Annotated in this window: 9 protein-coding genes; 2 read left to right on the top strand and 7 right to left on the bottom strand. The window is 50.2% G+C overall.

All coding sequences use genetic code 11. From position 1 onward, the window contains the following. Positions 1–27: 27 nt before the first annotated feature. The 4 genes from ccoS to BLP53_RS05160 all read right to left on the bottom strand — a co-directional run bounded on the left by ccoS (position 28) and on the right by BLP53_RS05160 (position 5,421). Positions 28–165 (bottom strand): cbb3-type cytochrome oxidase assembly protein CcoS, encoded by a 138-nt coding sequence (gene ccoS, locus BLP53_RS05145; RefSeq protein WP_091471043.1) that lies wholly within the window; start codon positions 163–165, stop codon positions 28–30. Position 166: 1 nt separating this feature from the next. Further along, the gene (locus tag BLP53_RS05150; RefSeq protein ID WP_091471393.1) at positions 167–2,461 is read right to left on the bottom strand and encodes a heavy metal translocating P-type ATPase; all 2,295 of its coding nucleotides are present in this window, start codon (positions 2,459–2,461) and stop codon (positions 167–169) included. Between the two features lie 214 nt (positions 2,462–2,675). Beyond that, positions 2,676–4,739: a methionine--tRNA ligase gene (gene metG, locus BLP53_RS05155; protein WP_091471047.1), complete on the bottom strand. Its 2,064-nt coding sequence runs from the start codon at positions 4,737–4,739 to the stop codon at positions 2,676–2,678. A 223-nt stretch (positions 4,740–4,962) separates the two neighbouring features. After that, complete coding sequence (locus BLP53_RS05160) at positions 4,963–5,421, bottom strand: fasciclin domain-containing protein (RefSeq protein WP_091471050.1); 459 nt, start codon at positions 5,419–5,421, stop codon at positions 4,963–4,965. A 235-nt stretch (positions 5,422–5,656) separates the two neighbouring features. Between BLP53_RS05160 and BLP53_RS05165 the strand changes: the two genes are divergently transcribed. Together BLP53_RS05165 and apbC are read left to right on the top strand one after the other, a co-directional pair. Continuing rightward, on the top strand, positions 5,657–6,655 hold the full coding sequence (locus BLP53_RS05165; RefSeq protein ID WP_091471053.1) for a glycosyltransferase family 4 protein: 999 nt from the start codon (positions 5,657–5,659) through the stop codon (positions 6,653–6,655). 90 nt (positions 6,656–6,745) lie between these two features. Then, entirely contained in the window at positions 6,746–7,834 is a 1,089-nt protein-coding gene (apbC, locus tag BLP53_RS05170) for an iron-sulfur cluster carrier protein ApbC (RefSeq protein WP_091471055.1), read from the top strand. 112 nt (positions 7,835–7,946) lie between these two features. On the opposite strand, the gene BLP53_RS05175 is transcribed toward apbC, so the two are convergent. The 3 genes from BLP53_RS05175 to BLP53_RS13865 all read right to left on the bottom strand — a co-directional run bounded on the left by BLP53_RS05175 (position 7,947) and on the right by BLP53_RS13865 (position 18,873). Next, positions 7,947–9,230, bottom strand: coding sequence for a type II toxin-antitoxin system HipA family toxin (locus BLP53_RS05175; protein ID WP_091471058.1), 1,284 nt, complete (start codon positions 9,228–9,230; stop codon positions 7,947–7,949). Between the two features lie 2 nt (positions 9,231–9,232). Beyond that, positions 9,233–9,553, bottom strand: coding sequence for a helix-turn-helix domain-containing protein (locus BLP53_RS05180; RefSeq protein WP_091471061.1), 321 nt, complete (start codon positions 9,551–9,553; stop codon positions 9,233–9,235). Between the two features lie 371 nt (positions 9,554–9,924). After that, on the bottom strand, positions 9,925–18,873 hold the full coding sequence (locus tag BLP53_RS13865) for a retention module-containing protein (protein WP_091471064.1): 8,949 nt from the start codon (positions 18,871–18,873) through the stop codon (positions 9,925–9,927). Positions 18,874–18,965 lie beyond the last annotated feature (92 nt).

Below are 18,965 nucleotides of genomic sequence, written 5' to 3' on the forward strand. Positions count from 1 at the left end.
CGTTAAGTGGCGATCATTTGACACATATCAATCCTGCTCAAGAATCCGAGAACCTTCCTCTTCCAGATCCTCAAACTGCCCTGTTTGGATGGCCCACCAGAGGCCACCCAAAATCGCGAATACCAGTATCACTGCCATCGGTATCAATAAAAATGCTATTTCCATGCTATGCCTGACCTTTCTGCCAGTCCAACTGATCCCAGTGAGTGAGGCGTAACGCATTCAGCAACACCAGCAACGAGCTGGTCGCCATGCCTAGACCCGCCAACCAGGCAGGCAGCAGGCCCATGATCGCCAAAGGCACACCGGCAGCGTTATACAGCGCTGCCCATAACAAATTCTGTTTTACGATTAGGATGGTTTTCTTACAGTGCGAAATGAGCGAAACCAGCACTCCGATATCATTGCCCAATACCACCATATCGGCCTGTGCCTGCGTCAAAGGGACGCCGGTACCCATTGCAATAGAAGTATGCGCTGCTGCAATGACAGGGCCGTCATTCAAACCATCACCGACCATTAAAACTTTCCGCCCCTGTTGTTGCAGCAACTTAACGTGCTGCAGCTTATCTTCTGCTTTTTGTAAACCTGACGCATTGGCAATGCCCAATTGTGCGGCCAGATTTTTTACCGGCGCTATTCTATCACCAGATAACAGTTGAATATCAAGCCCTTGTGAAATTAATTGCGAAATGGCTGCTTTGGCATGCGGCTTCACTTGCTCTGACAAAGTCAGGCGTGCCAGCATGGTTGCCCCGGTGGTTAAATACACCTGGCGCAAGGCTTCAGTCTCGGGTTCGTTGGTAATGCCGCAGAACCGGGCATTACCGATTTTTACCTCTATCGCATCGCCTGACTGGGTGGTAAACGTGGCAGACGTGCCGCCACCGACTACCTCCTGCCAGTGCTGCATGGGCAACTGGTCACTGCCATCCTGCTGCAAGGCAAACCCATGCAAAGCCTTGGCAACGGGGTGCAGGGAGTCACGCGTGATGGTTGCCAGCATATCCAGTAACAGGGTACTTCCCCAGTCCGGATGCGCTTCCGCCAACTCCACCTGCTGCAGGTTCTCGGTCAGGGTGCCGGTTTTATCAAACACAATGGTATCGACTTCACTGATGGCCTGGATGGCCTGCAAGCGGCGGATGAGTACCCCACCTTTGGCAAAGGTCCCGGCACTGGCGAGCATGGCTGCCGGCGTGGCCAGCGACAGCGCGCACGGGCAAGTCACCACGAGAACAGCCACCGCAGACATCACCGCTTTAGCCGGATCTGTACTCCACCAGTACAGTACGGCCACAATCGCCGCCAGCAGCACCCCCCACAGGAATGGTTGCGCGACCTTGTCGGCCAGCAAGGCAATGCCCGGTTTTTCTGTCGAGGCAGACGCCATCAGGTTGACCAGGGCATGGTATTGTGTGCCCTCGCCCACCTGCTCTACCTGCATTTCAATCGCCGAAGTCAAATTACCGGAACCGGCAATCACCTTAGTACCCGCCGCTTTCATGACTGGATCCGATTCACCGGTCAGCATGGATTCATCAGCACTGGTATTGCCGTTAACTACTTTACCATCAGCGGCAAACACTTCACCCGGCCGTACAAACAGGATATCGCCGACGTTGATATTGCTGGCCGCAATCTGCACCCATTCGCCTGCATCGTTTTTCTTGAGCACTGCATGCGGCAAGCGGCGCATCATGTTTTCCAGCGCCCCTGCCGTGCGGTTACGCAATTTCACATCCAGCCAGCGCCCGATCAGTAAAAAGCTGACAAACATGGTGAGCGAATCATAGTAAACCGTGTCACCCCACCAGCCACCAGGCGCAAAAGTCGCCAATGCGCTCATAATAAAGGCGACCATAATGCCCAGTGCGACCGGCACATCCATGCCCAACTGACGCTGTTTGAGACTGGACCAGGCTTGAGACAGGAAAGGGGTTGCTGAAAACAGCATCACCGGTAAAGTCAGCACCCAGGAAGCCCATTTCAGGAGTTGCACCATATCTGCCGTCATGTCATTGCTGCCAGTCAGGTAGGTCGGATAGGCATACATCATGACTTGCATCATGCAGAATACCGCAACCACCAATCGCCACAGCATCTTGCGCTGCTGCACGGTTCTGTCGGTGATGGCATTGTATTCGGTGACAGGCAGGGCCGGATAACCAATCTCGTTCAGATTAGCGAACCATTTCGAGGGGGAAGTTTTTTGCGCATCCCAAACGATACGAACGCGTTTGGAAGCAGCACTGGCATACACGGCAAGGACGCCGGCATGCTGTTTAAGGGATTGTTCAATGCGTCCGCTACACGCAGCACAATGCATGCTATCGACCCAGACATGTGATGTCCATACCGAGGAAGTCGTTGTTTCACGCTGGCTAAAACGCTCCCATTCAGACTGGATATCTAAACCCAGCCAGGGATTTGCACTGCTCACTGCGCGGGGTTCTGCCATTGCAATACGGACCATTCGTGAAACATTATACAATTTTATATTATATGATTAGATATAATATAAATCAAGACCTTAGCTGCTTTTCCAGGCTAATATTAAAGCGGGAAACGGCTATCAATTCTTTGATTTAGCGCAAAAACAGCATAGAAATATTTAATGCCATCAGACATCCCTCGGACACAGGACAGCCCAGAAGTATATTTATGACAATATATTATTTTACGCGCATTCCGGGCTGCGCGCCACTGTCAGGTGACAATATATAGGGGCCACCGCGTTCATCACTCGCGGCCAGCACCATGCCTTCACTCATGCCAAATTTCATCTTGCGCGGGGCAAGGTTCGCCACCATCACGGTTAAACGGCCAACCAGCGTGGCCGGATCATAGGCGGACTTGATGCCGGCAAATATCTGGCGTGGCTTTTCTTCACCAATATCCAGTAGCAGTTTCAACAGCTTTTCTGCACCTTCCACATGCTCGGCACTGGCAATCCTGGCAATGCGCAGGTCCACCTTGGCAAAGTCATCAATCGAAATATAGTCGCCCTCTCCTTCTGCCTGGGCACCGACTTTACTTTCAGCTTTTGCTTCAGCCTTGGCTTCGGTGCTGGCTGGTGCTGTGGCCTGCAGGCTTTCCTTATTGGCTTCAACCATCGCTTCGATCTGCTTGCCTTCCAGGCGGATAATCATATGGCTATACGGCTGGATTGCTTGTGCACCCAGCCCTTGCGCCACATCAGCCCATTGCAGGGGCTGCACGTTCAGGAACGCTTCTACGGCTGACGCAATATTCGGTAATACCGGTTTCAGGTAAATGGTCAGCAAACGGAACATTTCCAGCGCATTGCTGCAAATCGTATGCAACTCGGCAGCTTTACTGTCATCTTTTGCCACGACCCAAGGCGCCGCTTCCGCCACATAGGCATTGGCCGCATCGGTCAGTTTCATAATGTCACGCAAGGCACGTGCAAAGTCACGCGCCACAAATGCTTCGGCAATGGCGGGCGCTGCCGTGCGCATCTCGTCGATCACGGCATGTTGTGCAGGAATCAGTTTGTTATCAAACTTTTTGGCGATAAAGCCAGCAGTACGACTGGCGATATTGATATATTTACCCACTAGGTCGCTGTTCACGCGCGCAACAAAATCTTCCAGGTTCAGGTCGATATCTTCCATGCTGCCATTCAGTTTGGCAGCATAGTAATAGCGCAGGTATTCCGGATTCTTGACATGGTCCAGGTAACTGCGTGCCGTGATAAAGGTGCCGCGTGACTTGGACATCTTCTCGCCATTGACGGTCAGGAAGCCATGCGCAAACACTTGTGTCGGTGTGCGGTGGCCGGAATACGCCAGCGTTGCCGGCCAGAATAAAGCATGGAAATACAGGATATCCTTGCCGATAAAATGGTACAACTCGGTGGAAGAATCCTTTTTCCAGTATTCGTCAAAGTCCAGGCCAGCCTTGGAACACAAGTTCTTGAAACTGGCCATATAGCCAATCGGCGCATCCAGCCAGACGTAGAAGTATTTGCCTGGCGCGTCGGGGATTTCAAACCCGAAATATGGCGCGTCACGCGAAATATCCCAGTCAGACAATTTATTCTCACCCGCTTCACCCAGCCATTCGTTCATTTTGTTGGCGGCTTCGGCCTGTAAAGTACCGGAGCGCGTCCAGTCGCGCAGAAAATCCACGCATTCACTGAGTTTAAAGAAGTAGTGCTCAGTTTCCTTGCGTACGGGCGTCGCACCGGATACCGCAGAATAAGGATTAATCAAATCGGTCGGGCTATAGGTCGCACCGCAGACTTCACAGTTATCACCATACTGGTCTTTGGCGTGGCATTTCGGACATTCGCCCTTGATAAAGCGGTCCGGCAGGAACATGTTTTTGACCGGATCAAAATACTGTTCAATGGTCTTGCTGGCAATTTTGCCATTAGCCTTGAGCGCACGGTAAATATTGCCGGATAGCTGGCGATTTTCTTCCGAATTGGTGGAATAGTAGTTATCAAACTGCACCAGGAACTCGGCAAAGTCCTGGCTATGTTCAGCATGCACCTTTTCAATCAGCGCTTCCGGTGTGATGCCTTCTTTTTCCGCACGCAACATGATAGGGGTGCCGTGCGTATCATCCGCACACACGTAATGCACGGTATGTCCCTGCATTTTTTGAAAGCGCACCCAGATATCGGTTTGGATATATTCCACCAGATGCCCCAAATGAATACTGCCGTTGGCATAAGGCAAGGCGGAAGTCACCAGAATTTTGCGTGTCATGAAAACAGGACCGGAATAAAAAGCGTTATTTTAGCAAACCCGTTGCAATTTCAGCGAATCTTTATATACAACCATTGCAAAGCATTTTAAAAACACACCTGCAGACTAGACCGGATAACAACGCGTAATAACACAAAGCAGTTTAGTAATCTGCTCTCCTGAAAACTAAGCAGGCAATCAGGCCACGCAACCCAGGCGCAGCCTTACTGCCCTGAAGGGCGAATTAGCCTTTAGGAATCAGGACCGCACTCACGGTATGAATCACACCATTATCAGCATTGATTTCATCACCAACCACTTTCACATTATTCACCTTCACGCCCTCACTCACCGACAATTGCAAATCAGCACCTTCTAACGATTTCACCTTACCGGCAGCCACATCCGCCTGAGTAATTTTGCCGGGGTAGACATGATAGGAAAGTATTTTCTTGAGTTCATCACCGTTAGCCATCAGCGCTTTCAACCTGGCTTTAGGCAGCTTTGCAAAAGCAGCATCGTCGGGTGCAAACACAGTCATGGGGCCAGCACCATTCAATGTGCTTTCCAGGCCAGCAACTTTTACAGCCTTTAAAAAGGTTTTAAAGCTACCATCCTGCTCAGCGGTTTGCAGCAAGGTGTCTGCGCTGGCGTGGTTGGTAAAGCTAAGCGCTAAAAAAGTCAATGCAACTAATTTGTTCATGTGTGTTCTCCAGATAAGTTAGAACCGAGACTTTGTGAGCTGGCACTGTCGTCGATGTGCTTACCTTATCAACCCACCCTTACGCGTAACTTACGTACATCCGCCCAAGCTTACAGCAAGCTGAACATACGCTTTTTATGCATGAACCATGAACGTAGTAGATTAAAACATTCATAAACCCGTCATGCAGGCTTGGCAAGATAGCGCAACCCTTCCGTTTGGAGCGTAGTGACCGATGTTGATTGTGACTGACACCTTCCAGCAAACCAATGGCGTTTCGACCACATATAAAAACCTGCGCCGTATCGCGAAATCACGTAACATCCGCTTCCAGGTGCTGCATCCCAGTTTATATCGCTGGATGCCACTACCGTTTTACCCGGAGATCCAGCTCAACCTGCAACCCTGCCGCCTGTGGCGCACCCTTAACCGCATGCAACCGTCGCAACTGCATATTGCGACCGAAGGCCTGATGGGCCTGGTCGCGCGCAGCTGGTGCAAACTGCATCACAAACCCTATACCACCTCTTACCACACACGCTTTCCTGAATACCTGGCACTGATGTGGCATATCCCGGCACGCTGGACTTATGCTTATTTACGCTGGTTTCATCACGGCGCACTATCCACCTTTGTGACCACAGAGAGCATGCGCCAGACACTGCTGAACCAGGACTTCCGCAACCTGGTGATCTGGTCGCGCGGTGTATCCGAGCAGCTAATCAGCCCAGTCGTAGAAACTGCGCCCGCGCACAAATTGCGCGTACTGAATGTTGGTCGCGTCAGCAAAGAGAAAAACCTGGATGCGCTATGCACCTACCAGGATACATTTGACATCACCCTCGTAGGTAACGGCCCTTATTTAAATGAATTGAAGCAGAAATATCCGCGCGTCCACTTTGCCGGCTACCAGTATGGCCAGGCACTGGCCGAACTCTACGCCAGCCATGATGTGTTCGCCTTCCCTTCGCGCACCGACACCTTTGGCATCGTCATGATAGAAGCCATGTGTAACGGTTTGCCGGTGGCCGCCTTTGATGTCACTGGCCCCAGGGATGTGGTCGAACCCGGATTTTCCGGCGCATTGCACCACGACCTAAAAGAAGCGATCCTACACTGCCAGGTGCTGGACAAACAGGCCATCCGCCAGAAAGCCCGCAGTCAGTGGACCTGGTCACACTGTTTCGACACCTTTTACCAGCACTACCCCAAATCCGGCAGGCAAACGGTCTAGCACTTCATGTAATATGCCGCATGACGAACGCATGGCGATGCGGTAAAATACCCGATCTGATTAGTCAGGCATTACCGCAGGAACCCAGGCATGGCCATCACTGAATTACTCATTCAAAGCACCTTAAAACTTTGCATAGACCCCAACACTGGTAAAGACTTTATCAGTGGCAAATCCATCAAGAACATCCAGATCACAGGCAATGATGTCAGCCTGGAGGTCGTGCTGGGTTATCCGGCACAAACGCAGCTGGATGTGATCCGCCAGAAGGTGGCAGATGCACTCAGAAGCATAGATGGCATAGGCAATATTACGGTCAACGCCGGTTGCCGCATCGTCGCACACAGCGTGCAGCGCGGCGTCAACTTGCTGCCCAATGTGAAAAACGTGATTGCCGTTGCTTCCGGCAAAGGCGGCGTAGGCAAATCCACCACCTCAGTCAACCTGGCATTGGCATTGGCCGCCGAAGGTGCCAATGTCGGCCTGCTCGATGCCGATATCTATGGCCCCAGCCAGCCGCAGATGCTGGGCATTTCCGGCCGACCGGATAGTGCCGATGGCAAAAGCATAGAACCCATGCGTGCGCACGGCATCCAGGCCATGAGCATCGGTTTCCTGGTCGATACCGACACACCCATGGTCTGGCGTGGCCCCATGGTCACCGGTGCACTGGAGCAATTATTACGCGATACGCGCTGGCAGGATCTGGATTACCTGGTGATAGACCTGCCACCCGGCACCGGCGATATCCAGCTCACCCTGGCGCAGAAAATTCCGGTGACGGGTGCGATTATTGTCACCACCCCGCAAGACATCGCCCTGCTCGATGCACGCAAAGGCCTGAAAATGTTTGAGAAAGTCGGCATCCCTATCCTCGGCATTGTCGAAAACATGAGCACGCACATCTGCTCCAACTGTGGTCACGAAGAACATATTTTCGGTGCGGGCGGCGGTGCAGTGATGGCCCATGACTACAACGTGGATTTACTGGGCAGCCTGCCGCTGGATATCAATATCCGCATGCAGGCCGATGGCGGACAGCCAACCGTGGTTGCATCACCAGACAGCCCCATCTCCAGAACCTACAAGGAAATCGCACGTAAAGCCGCCAGCAAGATTGCCATTGCCAGCCTGGACCACAGTGCCAAATTTCCTAATATCGTGATACAGAAAACCTGACCTCTCAAAAGAAAGATCAACCTGCACCCACCGGCTACCATCAGGTGCCCATTTTTTATGCCATTGACCCGCTTGTTACGGCGACTGGATATATCACAGTACTTTGATGGCTTTAAATGTCAGGAAAATCTTTCCTGACCGCCAGATAAACAGACTCTTTTAAGCCAGCCTCATCCGCAAATTCTTTCCATTTCAATAGGGCAGCCTGCACTTGGTCAATGATGGCACGTGCATCAGGCACCTGAAACCTGTCGGCAACAGCCATCAGGTCACGTTTATTTATGTCTTTAAACTTACCATTGACAGACATCAAGTGCTGGAATGTCCACGCCCCTGCAGGATTATAGGCATGCGTCACATCATAAGCGGGCGCCAGTTCCCACTGCCCATGCTGCTTCAATAAAAATGAAAAATTCTTGGTATGGTCGTCGCAATTTGCTGCCAGCACATTAAAAACCATTCTTCTAAAAGCCTCGCTTAAATGGTTGCGCATACCCAAACTCAACATCGTCAGAAAATACTGGCTATAGTCGTGTGTTGCTCTTTGCTTGTAATCCAGGTGATTCATCGCGCACAAGGTCTGAATGTGATGTTTGATATTGCCATCACGATCGAAGCGCTTTGTCATAAAATGCGCCCGCCCGTTCTCCTCCAGCAGAGCACTTTCTGACATATAAATACCAGCTGCCCGTGCCATAAGATAATACGCATATTCAATTCGGCCATAATCCGAGCCCGTGCCAAGCTCATTATCCTTGCCAACGCCATCCAGTTTTAACAACCAGTGCTCAAACCCGCCTGCTACGGGTAACTGCCCCGACCTGATTGCCCCGGTTTCCCGATTCCACGCGATCACGGCTTTCGCCCGCGCGCCCCCTGCAGAAGTGCCCACCTGGATAATGTTCAGAATTGCGGCTTCGGTTTCCTCGTCTCCCTCAAACTTGCCTGCCAATGCGTTTCTCGAGCCTTCCACCAATTGAGAAATCTCAACTGCGGAAGCTGCTTTATTGTTTTTAGGTGACCGTGCCGGTTTAAACTCCAATGCCCCCATGCTGCGGTTTGCCATATAAGCCAAACGGTCAAGAGACGTAATAGCCTCTTTTGCAACACCCTGCTTTGCCAGGTAGGCATCAATTAAAGCGTTACCAAAATCATCCGGCAAGGCATCAGCCAGCATCGCCGGCAATCTTTTAAAGGTCAGTTCGGGAAGGTGGGGGAAAATATAGATATTAGCTCTATCATTCAGCGGCATATGCAATGGCGCAATCTCAATCCTTTTCTGACGCCATTTAGCCTCATACTCAAATGCATAATATCCAGATCCGGGGTCTAATGCCACGGCACCAATCGTATCTCCCCATAACTTCACCTCAATGACATTGACGGGTTTATACATATTCAACCTTTAGCATTTCTTGGCCGAAAAACATTACGCCTGGGCGCTTCTTCCCGTTGAGCCCTCAAGAGACGCATAGGGCTCACCGCCACTTGCGGCGCCAGCAAGTGTAACCAGTCTTCACGCCCCAAAGCCCTGACCACCTTCACCACAGACTTCAATGAGGAGCCGCGTCCGTTCTCCAGGTTCATGACAGCGCCCAGGCTGATATTAGCCTTGCCTGCCAATTCTTTCTGGTCCAACCCGGCCTGGATTCTCATCTGCCGGAACTGCTCACCCAGCGCCTTCTCCACTTCTTCTGTCGATTTAATTAAATTATCCATAATAATGAGTTACTTATAATAATAGTCATTATTAAATCATATTTATGTATTTATTAATACATTTTTAATTTATACATATTATTGAATAAATAGAAATTAATAAATAATAAATATATTTTTATGTATTTATTAAGAATAAGATGATTAAAAGCATAGAAGCCTCATAACTAGCCCGAAAATATCAAACGTTTTTTGTTGCAGCGGAGGATGCGCAAGCATCACTCAAATCGTGCATTATCAAAATTAATCAACAGAAAAGCTCTCCATTATTGAAGCACCTTCTGCTGTGTACACCTACCCATGGGTGGATGTACACAGACAAGCATAAAAAAAGGCGACCCGCAGGCCGCCTTTTGAACATCAATACACTATTAATCTGTGACGAGTTTTTGCTGAGCCATCAGATTAGCGATGATCTGAGCATCTGTGGTTTGACCACTGGTCAAATCAACGCCTGTCAACACAATCTGCTGGGTAGTATGACCGCTGTTGAAAGCACCACCCACATTATGTGCATCCCCAGCATAGCCACCATTAGAGCTGATGTTGATAACGGTGCTAGTGACGCCACCGCTCACAGATTTCTCAAAGTGAATATAGTTAGTGAGATTGCTACTGTTTTCACCTTGCAACAAATCACGCACATCCAAAACATCACCACCATTGCTGATAGTCCCGGTGTTAAAGTCAGTGATCGTATCTCTAGCAGGTGTGCCTGCTATACCATCATCACCTCTATCCCACTTGAAGACATCCACGCCCGCACCACCTGTTAAGGTATCGTCACCTTTACCACCGATCAGGATGTCATTACCGTTACCGCCATTCAACGTATCGTTGCCAGCACCACCACGCAGGATATCGTTACCATCTCCACCATTCAGCGTATCGTTACCTGCATAGCCGTAGATAATATCGTCACCAGTTGTGCCAGTCTTAGTATCATTACCATCAGTACCACTAATAATGGTTGTGTTGTTATTGCTGCTCAACAAATCGATATTAACCAGGTTGGTTGAACTGGCGCTGTCATGCAGATTGGTACTATCGGTCGCTGTAATCGTGAAATGATCCAGCACGCCAACGCCGACTGCCGCATTGGTTTTAACCGTAGACAGGAACTCGTTCAGTTTCAGGTTATCCAATGTGCCACCATCAAGAGCCGTAATCACCATCTGGCCATGAGCGCCCAAGCCTAAGAAACTACCTTGATCATAAGTTACCTTTAAGCCCAACTCACTAGCTACAGCTGATGAGTAGTTGAGGAAGTTTGCACCTAACGCAACACCCACCAACGCAGCGTAATCAATGGTAACCGTTTGGATGTTGTTGTTTACATCACTTGCCGTAAATGCCTGACGGCTGGCAAAGTTCAGCAGATCAACATTCAACAAGCCAGGAATAGTCACCAAACCGGATGCGTTCAAGGCATTACCCACATCAGGTGCTACAGCCGGAAGTGCAGTAGATTTAGCCATGGTCACCGTCAATGTTGCAGAGCCGACGTCACCATCACGATCACTCAATGTGTAACCAAATTGGGCTGAGCCAGTCACATTGGTGTCTTTGGGCGTGAAGGTAAACGCACCATCATCCATATCCACAATCAAGACACCTTTGTCGGTTGTCACAGACAGTTTATGGCTGCTTGAGTCATACGAATATGTACTACCACTCTGGCTTGGCGTAATGCTACCGTTGGAGGCATTAAACGTATAAGTTACGCTGCCAACAGTAATCGACTTCACGTATCCACCATCTGCACCAAAACCGCCTCCCTCAACCAGGCTGCCATTCACCGGGCTGCTGATTGTTTGGCTTAACGCGTTATCCAGCTGACTATATGAAGTCACCACAATACCATTAGTATTGGTACTTGTTTGACCGTTATAAGCAATCGGATTCAAATTGGTAGTCGATGTACTTGACCCCATCCCGATGGCATAAGAGTTGATGTCATGTTGATTCAGGAAATCAGTCCATATTTTCTCTTCAGCAGTATCGATACCTCTATCACTTTGTGATGAAGTTTCGCTTCCACTCAAGGTGCCCGACCCGCCCAAACCAAGGTTAGGCTCGCCATCCGTGAACAGATAAGACACATTTTGTGCATTATCTAGTTTACCGGTACTGTCAAAAGCGCTCATCGCCTTATTTAGCGCCGCATCATAGTTGGTGCTACCTTTGGTAGAGATGCCATTCAACAAAGCCTCAGCTTCTGCGACAGTTACCCAACCACTGCCCAACTGCTTGGTATTAGCAGCATCAGAGAACACAACCAAGGCAACTTTAACATCACCCATATCATCATATTTAGCAAGCAGATTTTTAATTGACTGAATCGCACTTGCCAGACGGGTCGCGCCATTTACACCATCTCTGGTATCCATACTGGTAGAAATATCCAGTGTGATCAACAGATTGGTATTGGTCGAATTGGTTGCGACAATAGTCTGATCTTTTGCTACTGGCGAATCATCTTCGATGCTCACTGGCAAGGTAGTGGTTTGCGTAATGCCATTGACAGTCACGCTGACACCCACATTAGCCGCCACGGTATCTTCGGTATTACCGTTAGGATGATCCAAAGGAGCAATCAGGTTAATGTTGTATTTACCTTGATCATTGATTGTCACTGTCAGGACAGTGCTACCGCCAGCAGAGCCAGTTAACGTATGACCATCGCTAGACAAACTCCAGGTCACAGGCTTGCCACCGGAAGTCAGGCTATCGCTTGGTGCCTGCAGGCTCCATTTCGCACCATCATTGCTACCATTCAAGGTAAAGCCACCGGTTGCCTGGGCTGAATCCGTAGTATCTGTGCTACCGGCATTATCTTTAATGCCATTTGCCAAACCTTCTTCAGAAACAGCCATTTTGCTGCCTGCATCCAGAGTGATACCGCGGTCGTTGTCCAGAATAGTGCCAGTCCCTGTCACACCATCTACTGTCAGGGTCAAGGTCTCTGGATTTTCGATCAGAACATCATCAATGGTTGGTACGGTGACCACGAAGTCTTTTACACCCGCTGGCACAGTGATCGTGCCATTCGCAGCGTTGTAAGTCACGCCATTACTGAAGTTGGCACTGGTCAGTGCGGCATAATCCAAACCGGAGGTTGCAGTACCACCGATAGTAAACGTATGAGTCATTGCATGATCAGCGGCTTTGCCCAGGCCTACTTCAAAGGTCAGCGTATTGCCTTCAACTACACTGTCATCAGTAGTCGAAGGAGTACCGTTCACAGTGATCGTAGTCGTGGTGCTGTCGTTGTCCAGGATAGTACCAGTCCCTGTCACACCATCTACGGTCAAGGTCAAGGTCTCTGGATTTTCGATCAGAACATCATCAATGGTTGGTACGGTGACCACGAAGTCTTTTACACCCGCTGGCACAGTGATCGTGCCATTCACAGCATTGTAAGTCACGCCATTGCTGAAGTTGGCACTGGTCAGTGCGGCATAGTCGAGGCCGGAAGTCGCAGTACCACCGATTGTGAAGGTATGAGTCATCGCATGGTCAGCGGCTTTGCCCAGGCCCACTTCAAAAGTCAGTGTCTTACCTTCAACAACGCTGTCATCTGTCGTCGTAGGCGTACCGTTGACGGTGATCGTAGTCGTTGTGCTGTCATTGTCATCAACGTACCCTGTTCCAGTCACACCATCTACTGTCAGAGTTAATGTCTCTGTATTCTCAATCAGAACGTCATCAATCGTTGGCACCGTGACCACGAAATCTTTCACGCCAGCTGGCACAGTGATTGTGTTGTTAGCTGAGTTGTAAGTCACACCATTGCTAAAGGTTACTTTTGATGGATCGTAATCCAAACCAGGCGTCACGCTGCCACCCAGTGAGAAGGTGTGCGTCATCGCATGATCAGCGGCTTTACCCAGACTCACTTCAAAGGTCAGCGTATTACCTTCAACAACATGATCATCTGTAGTCGTAGGTGTACCGTTGACGGTGATCGTAGTCGTGGTGCTGTCGTTGTCCAGAATAGTACCTGTCCCTGTTACACCATCGACTGTCAGGGTTAATGTCTCTGGGTTCTCAATCAGAACATCATCAATCGTTGGCACTGTCACCACGAAGTCTTTTACGCCAGCTGGCACGGTGATTGTGTTGTTAGCTGAGTTGTAAGTCACACCATTGCTGAAGTTTGCACTGGTCAATGCGGCATAATCCAGGCCTGAAGTCGCACTACCACCAATAGTGAAAGTATGCGTCATCACATGATCGGCTGCCTTGCCCAGGCTCACTTCAAAGGTCAATGTGTTACCTTCAACAACACTGTCATCAGTGGTCGAAGGCGTACCGTTGACGGTAATTGTGGTCGTGGTGCTGTCGTTGTCCAGCACAGTACCAGTTCCTGTCACACCGTCTACTGTCAGGGTCAAGGTCTCTGGATTCTCGATCAGAACGTCATCGATTGTTGGCACTGTCACCACGAAGTCTTTTACGCCAGCAGGAACAGTGATTTTTCCAGTAGCTGAATCATAGGTAACGCCATTGCTGAAGGTAACTTTGGATGGATCGTAATCCAAGCCAGGTGTCACGCTGCCACCTAGTGAGAAAGTGTGAGTCATGTCATGGTCAGCAACTTTGCCCAGGCTCACTTCAAAGGTCAGGGTGTTACCTTCAACCACACTGTCGTCTGTAGTCGTAGGCGTCCCATTAACGGTGATTGTGGTCGTTGTGCTGTCGTTGTCCAGAATAGTACCTGTGCCAGTGACACTGTGAGTACCATCCGGATTGCTGATCGTCAGTGGCACGGTCTCACTTGACTCAATAATTTGGTCATCCACTGTCGGTACTGTCACTGTAAAGCTGGTCACGCCAGCTGGTACGGTGATCGTGCCGTTTGCAGCATTGTAAGTCACACCATTATTGAAGGTCGGTGGCACTGTGTAGTCAGAACCAGCCGTGGCCGTACCGCCACCCAATGTGAAGTTGTAAGTTGTTGGTACGTTGGTTTCGGCACTCAGTGTCACTGTGTACACCAGAGATACACCTTCAACCACGGCATCATCACCCGCACCAGGATGGCCTGGTTCTACGGTGATCACGTTTGGTTTGTCATTATCAATGATGATACCTGTACCGGTCACAACATGGCTGCCATCCGGGTTGCTCAGGGTCAGTGGTACTGTCTCGTTCAAGGCTTCAACCACAGTGTCATCGACTGTCGGTACTGTCACGGTGAAGCTGGTCACGCCAGCTGGTACAGTGATCGTACCGTTCGCAGCATTGTAAGTCACACCGTTGCTAAAGGTAGGGGGTACGGTGTAGTCATCACCCTGTGTCGCTGTACCACCACCCAATGTGAAGTTATAAGTCGTTGCTGTATTGGTTTGTGCACTCAGGGTCACTGTGTACACCAGGTTGTTACCTTCAACCACGGCATCATCACCTACACCAGGCTGGCCTGGCTCTACAGTGATCACGTTCGGCTTGTCGTTGTCCTGGATAATACCTGTACCAACTGCACCACCAATTTCCAATGGCAATGTTTCATACAGAGATTCAACAATCGTGTCGTCCACTGTTGGAACAGTCACGGTGAAACCGCTCACGCCAGCTGGTACGGTGATTGTGTGGTTTGCTGCGTTGTAAGTCACACCGTTGCTGAAAGTAATTTTTGTTGAATCATAGTCAGCTGAAGAAGCAGTACCACCACCCAGATTAAAGCTGTAGGTAGCTGGCGCGCCAGTGGCTGAACTTAAAGTCACGTTGTAAACCAGATCATTGCCTTCAACCACGATGTCATGACCGACACCAGGCGCTACAGTGGTAATGGTTGGCTGACCGCTACCATTAAATTGCAGGCTGGAGGAAGAGGTATCACCATCATTATCAATCAAGGTGAAGCCCAGGCTGGTGCTTTCACCAGTCACCAATGGACGGCTACCATTGTAGAGGTATTCCCCGTTTTGCATATTGACGGTAATGGTTTCGCCTTTGGCGGTGGTCACTGTCAATTCGTGGCTATTTGCATCGTAACCATAACCAGTCACTGCTGGAGAAGTGCCACTGGTAGTGACCGCATTGGTTGTTGCGTTGTAAGTGTAAGTCACGCCACCCACAATAATGTTCTGTACATGACCGCCATCTGCACCAAAGGCACCGAAGCTACCAGAAGCAGTGGCAACTGCCGGGTCAATGACCAAATTGCCGCTGTGCACCAGGTCGCTCACAATTTGTGTGCTGTCTGTTGTACCGTAAGTGGTTTGCAGGTTTACACCTTCCAGCACGATGGTCTGGTCTTCAGCACCAGCACTATAGCCACCGGTAAAGCCGCCTGTGCTGCTGATATGCAAGACAGTGTTGCCATTCTCGACAGTCACACGTACATAGCTGGACAGATTAGCCAGGTTCTCACCCTGCAGCAGGGACCGCAGGTCAATCACGTCTGTACCCAGGGTAAAGTCTTTTACGGTATCTACAGCTGGAGTACCCGCTGTGCCCTGGTCGCCCTTCTCCCAACGGAACACATCGTTGCCAGCGCCACCAGTCAAGGTATCGTTACCAGTCCCACCGATCAAGATGTCATTACCAGCACCGCCATTGAGGGTGTCATTTCCGGCACCACCGCGCAACAAGTCATTGCCGTCGCCGCCATTGAGTGTGTCGTTACCGCCATGGCCATACAGCTGGTCATCGCCAGTAGTGCCTGTCAGTGTATTGTTGCCACCATCGCCTTCTTTGAGATTTGGATTGGTCGTAGCATTGCTCAACACATTTGCGTCTGCCAGCGTACCCAGTGTTTTGCTGTCTGAAGCACCCTGGGTATCGGTAGCCGTAATGGTTACCGCATTTAATACGTCAACACTGATTGCACCACCATCCAGGCGGACGGTTGCCAATAACTCGTTGATAGCCAGGTTATCGATCGGGCCACCATCCAATGATGTAATGACTAAGTGAGAGGATGGTACGATCAATCCCAGAAAACCGGGGTCGTAAGTGATGTCCACCTTGAGGCCCAACTCGGCAGCTAATGCCTGGGAAACGCTGAATTCACGTGGGCCCAGCAAGCCCCCCAGGGAAATCAACCCCGTGTAGCTCAATTCAACCTTGCTGATGTTGTTGTTGGCGTCTGTTGCACCAAAGGCAGAATGCGTGCTCAGGTCAATCAGGTTCAAGGCAGAAGCACCCACCAGGCCTAACAAATTATGGCTGTTGGTTAATGAAACATCTGGGGCGACATTGTTGGTATCTACGTTGTTTACTGCCACTGGGCCACCCTGAGCCACTGGTGCATCATCTTCGACGCTCACTGGCAAAGTGGTTGTTTGTGTAACGCCATTCACGGTCACACTGACACCAACATTGGCTGCTACAGTATCTTCTTTACTGGCATCAGGGTGGTCCAGCGGTGCTTTCAAATCAATGCTGTACTTGCCTTGATCGTTGATCGTGACAGTCAGCACGGTGTTACCGCCGGCAGAGCCTGTCAATGTATGACCGTCAGGAGATACACTCCAGGTCACGGGCTGGCCACCAGAAGTCAGGGCAGCACTCGGGGCCTGCAAGCTCCAGACAGCGCCATCGTTGCTACCGTTCAAGGTAAAGCCGCCCGTTGCCTGGGCTGAGTCAGTGGTATCTGGGCTACCGGTATTGTCTTTAATACCGTTTGCCAAGCCTTCTTCAGAGACAGCTGTTTTGCTGCCTGCATCTAGGGTAATGCCGCGATCATTATCCTCAATGATGCCGGTACCAGTCACACTATGAGTGTTGTCAGTATTACTGATCGTCAACGGCACAGTCTCATCAGGCTCAATAATGTTGTCATCCTTGGTTGGTACTGTCACGGTGAAGCTGGTGACATTCGCTGGCACAGTGATCGTGCCTGTGGCTGCATCGTAAGTCACACCATTGGTAAAGGTTGGTGGCACTGTGTAATCCAGACCTTCTGTCGCGGTACCGCCACCCAGAGTGAAGTTGTAGGTAGTAGCCGTATTGGTTTGTGCACTCAGTGTCACGGTGTAAACCAGGTTATTACCTTCAACTACAGCATCATCGCCAACACCAGGTTGACCTGGTTCTACTGTGACTACAGTAGGCTTGTCATTATCCAGGATATGACCTGTGCCTGTATCAGAAACAACATTACCGTTGCCATCCACGCTACCAATAGTCAAGGACACAGTTTCGTCATAGTGGGCATCAACGATAGTATCGTCAGTGGTCGGGACATTCACTGTAAAGCTGGTAACACCTGCCGGCACGGTGATTGTGTGGTTTGCTGCGTTGTAAGTTACGCCATTGCTGAAGGTGACTTTTGCCGGATCATAGTCAAAGTCAGGGCCAGCACCAGGTGTCGCTGTATCGCCCGCTTTGCCAAGCTCAAAATTGTAAACAGTATCTGTATTGGTCGCAGCACTCAGGGTCACTGTGTAATGCAGGGTACCGCCTTCAACCACGGTGTCACCACCAACGCCTGGTGTGCCAGGGTCTACTGTGACTACAGTAGGTTTGTCGTTATCCAGAATATGGCCGGTGCCTGTCACACCACCAATTTCCAATGGCAGGGTCTCGTCGTAATGATCATCAACGACAGTGTCATCAATGGTTGGCACAGTCACGGTAAAGCTGGTTACACCAGGTGGGACAGTGATTGTTCCATTCGCAGGGTTATAAGTTACGCCATTGCTGAAAGTTGGTGTACCGTAATCATCACCAGCCGTTGCAGTACCGCCACCCAGATTGAATGAATAAGTGGTTGCTGCTTGAGGTGCTGCACTCAAGGTCACGGTATAAACCAGGGTATCACCCTCAACCACGGTGTCTCCACCTGGGCCAGGATGGCCTGGAACAACATTGGTGATGGTTGGCGAGTTAGGGAAATACATATAGTTTTGCCGAGCGGTTTCGATGGTAGGCTCACCAAATGCACTACCGCCATCATAGGGGGTTGCCGGGCCAACGCTCTCGGAGATACGATCTAGGTTCACAAAACTGGCATCACCGTCACTGCCTGCCTCACCTGCAGCAGGGCTATCAAGAACTTCAGTAATATCACGGCCTTCATTCAGGGCGACCAATACTGCATCAAATACAGCCTGGTTGACTGCATTCTCAGTCACATCGGACACATCGACCTGGGCCAGGTTATCTGTAATCTTCACAGTTTGCGCTTCGGCAAAATTCACAGTTTCGCCATTGGCAAGTTTCACATCGACGCTGGCGCCGCCTGCGGTGATCACTTTATCACCGGCGTGCAATGCTTCGCCCACTTGCAGCATATGGCGGTTGCCATTGGCATCCACCACAATTGCCATCCCTTGAACTTTAGTCACGGTACCGATCACTGTAGCCATTTTTATATCCCCACTTAAAGGTTGAGTTTTGATTGAGAGAATCTTGATAGTGTCGTATTAAACGCGAATGCAAACTTAAAATCTATTGTACC

The organism is Methylophilus rhizosphaerae, from assembly GCF_900100975.1.
Taxonomy (GTDB): domain Bacteria; phylum Pseudomonadota; class Gammaproteobacteria; order Burkholderiales; family Methylophilaceae; genus Methylophilus; species Methylophilus rhizosphaerae.

Excerpts from the sequence above, each read along its gene's own strand:
- BLP53_RS13865 (WP_091471064.1), bottom strand. The coding sequence starts at position 18,873 with ATGGCTACAGTGATCGGTACCGTGACTAAAGTTCAAGGGATGGCAATT.
- BLP53_RS05150 (WP_091471393.1), bottom strand. The coding sequence starts at position 2,461 with ATGGCAGAACCCCGCGCAGTGAGCAGTGCAAATCCCTGGCTGGGTTTA.
- BLP53_RS05160 (WP_091471050.1), bottom strand. The coding sequence starts at position 5,421 with ATGAACAAATTAGTTGCATTGACTTTTTTAGCGCTTAGCTTTACCAAC.
- BLP53_RS05165 (WP_091471053.1), top strand. The coding sequence starts at position 5,657 with ATGTTGATTGTGACTGACACCTTCCAGCAAACCAATGGCGTTTCGACC.
- metG (WP_091471047.1), bottom strand. The coding sequence starts at position 4,739 with ATGACACGCAAAATTCTGGTGACTTCCGCCTTGCCTTATGCCAACGGC.
- BLP53_RS05175 (WP_091471058.1), bottom strand. The coding sequence starts at position 9,230 with ATGTATAAACCCGTCAATGTCATTGAGGTGAAGTTATGGGGAGATACG.
- apbC (WP_091471055.1), top strand. The coding sequence starts at position 6,746 with ATGGCCATCACTGAATTACTCATTCAAAGCACCTTAAAACTTTGCATA.
- ccoS (WP_091471043.1), bottom strand. The coding sequence starts at position 165 with ATGGAAATAGCATTTTTATTGATACCGATGGCAGTGATACTGGTATTC.
- BLP53_RS05180 (WP_091471061.1), bottom strand. The coding sequence starts at position 9,553 with ATGGATAATTTAATTAAATCGACAGAAGAAGTGGAGAAGGCGCTGGGT.